General features: G+C 64.7%; 7 protein-coding genes. 3 read left to right on the forward strand and 4 right to left on the reverse strand.

Annotation, left to right across the window (positions count from 1 at the left end; genetic code table 11):
* Positions 1-831: NAD(P)-dependent oxidoreductase (locus tag ABYW26_RS09345; RefSeq protein ID WP_372604536.1), on the forward strand; the 831-nt coding region annotated here is incomplete at its 5' end.
* Here the strand turns inward: ABYW26_RS09345 and ABYW26_RS09350 are convergent.
* From ABYW26_RS09350 to ABYW26_RS09365, 4 genes are all read right to left on the reverse strand, one after another.
* A complete protein-coding gene (locus ABYW26_RS09350; protein WP_372604537.1) occupies positions 825-1,235 on the reverse strand; it encodes a DUF1810 domain-containing protein in 411 nt (136 codons plus the stop codon). The two genes, ABYW26_RS09345 and ABYW26_RS09350, sit on opposite strands and share 7 nt — an antisense overlap.
* The gene (locus tag ABYW26_RS09355; RefSeq protein WP_372604538.1) at positions 1,232-2,602 is read right to left on the reverse strand and encodes a glutamate--cysteine ligase; all 1,371 of its coding nucleotides are present in this window, start codon (positions 2,600-2,602) and stop codon (positions 1,232-1,234) included. Before ABYW26_RS09355 ends, ABYW26_RS09350 begins: the two co-directional genes overlap by 4 nt.
* A 63-nt stretch (positions 2,603-2,665) precedes the next feature.
* The gene (locus ABYW26_RS09360; protein WP_372604539.1) at positions 2,666-3,181 is read right to left on the reverse strand and encodes a hypothetical protein; all 516 of its coding nucleotides are present in this window, start codon (positions 3,179-3,181) and stop codon (positions 2,666-2,668) included.
* Positions 3,178-3,909 (reverse strand): 16S rRNA (uracil(1498)-N(3))-methyltransferase, encoded by a 732-nt coding sequence (locus tag ABYW26_RS09365; protein WP_372604541.1) that lies wholly within the window; start codon positions 3,907-3,909, stop codon positions 3,178-3,180. The genes ABYW26_RS09360 and ABYW26_RS09365 overlap by 4 nt, the downstream gene beginning before the upstream one ends.
* 13 nt (positions 3,910-3,922) lie before the next feature.
* On the opposite strand from ABYW26_RS09365, the gene ubiA reads away from it, so the two are divergent.
* Together ubiA and ABYW26_RS09375 are read left to right on the forward strand one after the other, a co-directional pair.
* A complete protein-coding gene (gene ubiA / locus ABYW26_RS09370) occupies positions 3,923-4,888 on the forward strand; it encodes a 4-hydroxybenzoate octaprenyltransferase (protein ID WP_372604543.1) in 966 nt (321 codons plus the stop codon).
* A gap of 61 nt (positions 4,889-4,949) precedes the next feature.
* A partial coding sequence (locus ABYW26_RS09375; RefSeq protein ID WP_372604544.1) for a BON domain-containing protein occupies positions 4,950-5,924 on the forward strand: 975 nt, incomplete at its 3' end.

Below are 5,924 nucleotides of genomic sequence, written 5' to 3' on the forward strand. Positions count from 1 at the left end.
GATGGGGCGGGCGAGGCCGAGGCCTACGCCGCCGCCGACATGGTGATCGGGGTTAAGCTGACCGACGCGAATCCCAAGCTGTCGGCGCGGGTGTTTCAGGTGCCGGGCGCGGGATATGACGGCGTCGATCTGTCGGTGCTGCCGCCCGAGTGCACGTTGTGCAACTGCTTTGGCCACGAAGCGGCGATTGCGGAATACGTGATGGCGGCGCTGCTGGAGGGCGAAAAGCGTCTGGGTGCGGCGCTGAGTACGACAGGCACGACCGGGGACGCGGCCATCGCTTATGGCACGCTTCAGGGCAAGGTTCTGGCCATCGCCGGGTTCGGCGCGGTCGGGCAAGAGATCGCCAAACGCGCGCTCGGGTTTGACATGGTGCTGCGCAGCATCCGCCGCAGCGGGCCGGGAATGGCCGAGGGCGTGGAATTCGCGCCATCGCTTGAGGCGCTGATCGACGGCGCCGACATGATGGTGATCGCCCTGCCCCAGACCGAGGCCACGACCGGCGCGGTCAACGCGGCCCTTCTGGCCCACGCCACGCCGCATCTGCACCTGATCAACATCGCGCGCGGCAGCATTGTCGATCAGGATGCGCTGGTCGATTTCCTGGCGGCCAACCCCTTGGCCCGTGCCACACTGGACGTCACCACGCCCGAACCTTTGCCCGACGATCACCCTTTGATGACCCATCCACAGGCCCGGATCACCCCGCATATCGCATGGCGCAATCCCGATTTCCGCGAGCGGAATCTGCTGATCTTTCGCGAGACCCTTGCCGCGCTGATCGCAGGCGCGCCTTTGCCCGGTCGCGTCGATCCCGCCCAAGGTTACTGAAGCAGGGTCAGCGTCAGCGGGCAGCGTTCGCCGCCATAGAATTCCTCAAGGATCGCGGTAAAGACCGGGCCGCCACCTGCGGCTTCGAACAGGGTGGCGCAGGACCGCAGTTTCAGCGCATCAATCCCGCCCAGGATCGACTCGGGGCGTTGGCCGGAATGGGCCAGCATTGCGGTCGATATTTCGATCAGACGCGGCCCCAGAGCCGGATGCGCCAGATAGGCGCGGGCCTCGTCCAGCCCGGCGAGGCCGTAAAACCGTGCCCGTTCGGACCGGCCCAGCCCGGCAAGCTGAGGAAAGACGAACCACATCCAGTGGCCGATTTTCCGCCCCGACCGCACCTCGTCCAGCGCCCAACGGTAAGCCCCGTCTTGCGCCGTGACGAAACGGTCGAGGTCGCTCAATAGCTGAACTCTTTGTAGATCCGGGTCAGGTCGCCGTTCCACTCGCCATGGTATTTATCCAGCAATTCGTCAGCGGGCACTTTGCCGCTTTCGACGCTGTCTTCCAGCGCATGCAGGAAATGCCGCTCGTCCGGGATCATCCCGCCAGCGCCCGGCTTGGCGCGGGCTTTCAGACCCTCGCGCGAAATTTCCAGAGCCCGGGCCGCCAGCGCCCGCATGTTCAGATTGCCGACATGAGCCTGCAACGCATCTTTCCCGGCGGCCACGCGCAGCGCCTCGCGGGTTTCGGCATCCCAGTCCTTGACCAGATCCCATGCCGCATCCAGCGCGGTCTGGTCATACATCAGCCCGGTCCAGAATGCCGGCAGTGCGCACAGACGCCGCCACGGCCCGCCATCGGCACCGCGCATTTCCATGAATTTCTTGATCCGCGCCTCGGGGAAAATCGTCGTCAGGTGATCGGCCCAATCCGACAGGGTCGGCGTCTCGCCCGGCAGCGCCGGCAGTTTACCGGCCATGAAATCGCGGAACGACTGGCCCAGCGCGTCGATATATTTGCCGTCGCGATAGACGAAATACATCGGCACATCGAGCGCGTAATCGACATAGCGCTCATACCCCATGCCGTCTTCGAACACGAAGGGCAGCATCCCGGTGCGGGCGTCGTCCAGATGGCGCCACACATTCGCGCGCCAGCTTTTCATGCCGTTGGGCTTGCCTTCAAGGAACGGCGAATTGGCGAACAACGCCGTCGCCACCGGCTGAAGCGCCAGCGCCACGCGGAACTTTTTCACCATGTCCGCTTCGGACGAGAAATCCAGATTCACCTGAACCGTGCAGGTGCGATACATCATGGTTTTACCCATGGTGCCGACGCGATCCATGTAATCGGTCATCAGCTTGTAACGCCCCTTGGGCATCACCGGCATCTGCTCATGCGTCCAGATCGGAGCCGCGCCCAGACCGATAAAGCCGACGCCAACCTCGTCCGCGATGTGTTTCACATCGTTCAGGTGGGTGTTCACCTCGTCACAGGTCTGGTGAATGCTTTCCAGAGGCGCGCCCGACAGCTCCAGCTGCCCGCCCGGTTCAAGGCTGACATTGGCGCCGTCTTTTTCCAGACCGATCAGGTTTCCGGCTTCCATCACCGGGGTCCAGCCGTGGCGATCGCGCAGACCCTCAAGCACTGCAAGGATCGACCGCGGCCCCGCATAGGGCAGCGGGTTCAGCGTATCTTTGCAATAGCCGAATTTCTCGTGCTCGGTGCCAATGCGCCAATCGTCTTTGGGCTTGTTCCCGGCTTCAAGATATTCGGCAAGCTGGTGAAAACTTTCGATCGGCCCGCCGCCGGATTGAGGAATGGACATGTTAGCTCGGACCTATTCACGTATCTGTTTGAAGTTCAGAGTTGGAAGTATTCGCCGGGGAAGTCAATGCAGGGCGGTCGCCGGGTGACGCCAGATCACAATGGTTTCAGCCGAGCGGGCGTGCAGGTGATGCAAGACAGCCTCGATCCGCACCCCGGGCAGCGCCGCGAACACATCGAACAGCAACTCGGTGCCCGGCGCATCGGTCGGAATGGTCAGCGGCGGCACACCCGGTGCGAACAGGCGCCAGGCATGGGTGTTTCCGGCCTGCGGCACCAGTTGCACCATGCTCAGCGCCGGAATGTCGATCACCCCGCCCGAGAACGGCCCGAAATAGCGCAGCATCCCTTCGTCCAGTTCGACCACACCCGGCCCGCCCCGGCCCTGCACGAACCGCGCGCGCTGAACCCCGGCCAGCGCGGCGGCGGCGGCGATCAGGGCCAGCGCATAGCCCAGCCAGCGCATCACCCCAAAACTGGCCGACGCCCACCACAGACCCAGCGCCAGCACCGCCAGCGCCGCCAAAGGCTCGCGCCAGCGCCACAGCGCCGCGCGCATTTCCGGGCGGATCAGGCTCATGTCCAGTCGCCCAGCGCCGATTGCCACAGGGTCATCGCCGCAACCGCCGCCGTATCAGCGCGCAGGATGCGGGGGCCCAGACTGACGGCATGGGCATTCGGCATCGCGGCCAGCCGGGCGCGTTCCGCATCCGAGAACCCGCCTTCGGGGCCGATCAGGATCGCCCATTTGTCGCCCCCCACCGACAGAACCTCGCCCGCGCCGACAAGTGCTTCGTCGCAGAACATGATCTGCCGATCCACGGGCCAGGTCGCCAGCACCCGGTCCAGCCGCTCAAGCTCGGCCACGTCGGGCACATAGGTGCCGCCGCATTGCTCGGCCGCCTCGACGGCATGGGCCTGAAGCCGGTCCCGGCGGATGCGCTCGGAGTTGGTGAACTCGGACTGCACCGGACAAATCCGCGCCGCGCCCATCTCGGCCGCCTTCTCGACGATGAAATCGGTGCGGGCCTTTTTGATCGGCGCGAACAGCAGCCACAGATCGGGCGGCAATTGCAACGGCTTGGTCTGCGCGACACAATCCAGCGCGCCACCGCGCTTGCCCGTATCGCTGACCTGAACCAACCATTCGCCGTCCCGGCCATTAAAGACCAGCACATGATCGCCAACCGATAGCCGCATCACCCCGAACAGGTAATGCGCCTGATCCCGGTCCAGAGGAATGGTTTGCCCCTGACCCAGAGGGTGCTCTACATAGAGCCTGACTTTCGCTGATTTCACGTCACTCATGGGACAGGACGATATGACCGGGCAGGACAAAACGCCAGAGGCCACAGGCCAGGTTTCCGACGCGGTGCGCGGCAATTGGGTGGACCGCCTTGCGCCGCCCAGGGCCCGGCCGTATCTGCGGCTCAGCCGCGCCGACCGGCCGATCGGCACATGGCTGTTGTTGCTGCCGTGCTGGTGGGGCGTGCTGTTGGCGGCGAATGCGACCGGTTGGCGCTGGTTCGACCTGTGGATCATCATCGGCTGCGGCGCCGGGGCGTGGCTGATGCGCGGCGCGGGCTGCACGTGGAACGACATCACCGACCGCGACATCGACGGACGCGTCGCCCGCACCCGGTCGCGCCCGATCCCGTCGGGTCAGGTCACGACCAAACAAGCGGGCCTGTGGATGGCGGCGCAGGCGCTGATCGCGTTCTGCATCCTGATCACTTTTAACGGTAACGCGATCTATCTGGGGATCACCTCGCTGGCGCTGGTGGCGATCTATCCGTTCGCCAAGCGGTTCACATGGTGGCCGCAAGTGTTCCTTGGCCTTGCCTTCAACTGGGGCGCGCTGCTGGCCTGGACCGCGCATACCGGCGCCTTGGGCCTTCCGGCGATCCTGTTGTATCTGGCGGGCATTTGCTGGACGATTTTCTACGACACGATCTATGCCCATCAGGACAAAGAGGACGACGCCCTGATCGGGGTGAAATCCACCGCCCGCCTGTTCGGAGACAACACGCCGCAGATCCTGCGGCTGTTCCAGATGCTGACGCTGATCCTGATGACCGCCGCAATGGTCGCCGCCCTGATGAATGGCGCCGGTTTGCCGCGTCTGGTTCTGGCGGTTCTGGGGGTGCTGGCGATGGGCTGGCACATGTCATGGCAACTGGGCCGGCTTCAGACCGATGACGCCGACACCTGCCTGATGCTGTTCCGCGCCAATCGCGATACCGGATTGATTCCCGCGCTGTTTCTTGCCGGTGCCCTGATGCTTTGATTGCGCCCGGCGGCTGGCGCCGGTAAGACTTGCCCACCCGAAAAAACCGAGCCAACCGCCAATGCGCCTGACGCCCCCGAACCTGATCGCCATCGGCGCCCTGATCCTTGCCGTTCTTCTGTCGCTTGCCAGCGCCTATATCGCCGTCAACGTGGTCGAGAACCGGGCCGAGGCCGCGATCCGCAGCGCGCTGGCCCGCGAGGCGATCACTTGGGTCGATGTTCAGGGCGACGGGTTGCAGGTGCGGCTCAGCGGCACCGCCCAATCCGAGGCCCGGCGCTTTCGCGTTGTCACCATCACCGGCACAATCATCGACGCCAACCGGGTGATCGACAATATCGAGGTCACCCCGACCAAACCTCTGGAAGCGCCGCAATTCTCGCTGGAACTGCTGCGCAATGACAGCGGCGTGTCGATGATCGGCCTGATCCCCGCCGATGGCCGCCGCACCGACATCACCAACGCCGCCCGCAACGCCGCCAACGGCGCACGCATCACCGACATGCTGAACACCGCCGATTACCCGGCAGGCCAGAATTGGAACGCGGCACTGGATTTCGGGCTGAAGGCGCTGGAAATTCTGCCGCGCTCGAAAATCTCGGTCACCAATCAGCGCGTCGTCATCACCGCGATCTCGGACAGCCGCGCACAAAAGCACAAGCTTGAGGCCGAGCTGCTGAAAGCCAAACCCGCCGATATCATCGCCAACATCGACATCTCGGCCCCGCGCCCGGTGATCACGCCGTTCACGCTGCGCCTTGTCATGGACGAAAGCGGCACCCGGTTCGACGCCTGCTCGGCCGATACGACCGAAGCCGCCGACCGCATTCTGACCGCCGCCAAGGCCGCGGGCGCCACTGCACAGGCGACCTGCACCGTCGGGCTGGGCGTGCCAACCCCCGCATGGGGCAAAGCCGTCGAAAGCGGTATCCGCGCCCTTGCTGAACTGGGCGGTGGCAGCCTGACGTTCTCAGATGCCGACGTGACCCTTGTCGCGCTGGACAGCACCGAACAATCGCTGTTCGACCGGGTGACC

The sequence above is a fragment of the Actibacterium sp. genome (assembly GCF_041584535.1).
In the GTDB taxonomy this organism is placed as follows: Bacteria; Pseudomonadota; Alphaproteobacteria; order Rhodobacterales; family Rhodobacteraceae; genus Actibacterium_D.

Coding starts and splice junctions, on each gene's coding strand:
- ABYW26_RS09355 (WP_372604538.1), bottom strand. CDS start 2,602: ATGTCCATTCCTCAATCCGGCGGCGGGCCGATCGAAAGTTTTCACCAG.
- ABYW26_RS09360 (WP_372604539.1), bottom strand. CDS start 3,181: ATGAGCCTGATCCGCCCGGAAATGCGCGCGGCGCTGTGGCGCTGGCGC.
- ABYW26_RS09365 (WP_372604541.1), bottom strand. CDS start 3,909: ATGAGTGACGTGAAATCAGCGAAAGTCAGGCTCTATGTAGAGCACCCT.
- ubiA (WP_372604543.1), top strand. CDS start 3,923: ATGACCGGGCAGGACAAAACGCCAGAGGCCACAGGCCAGGTTTCCGAC.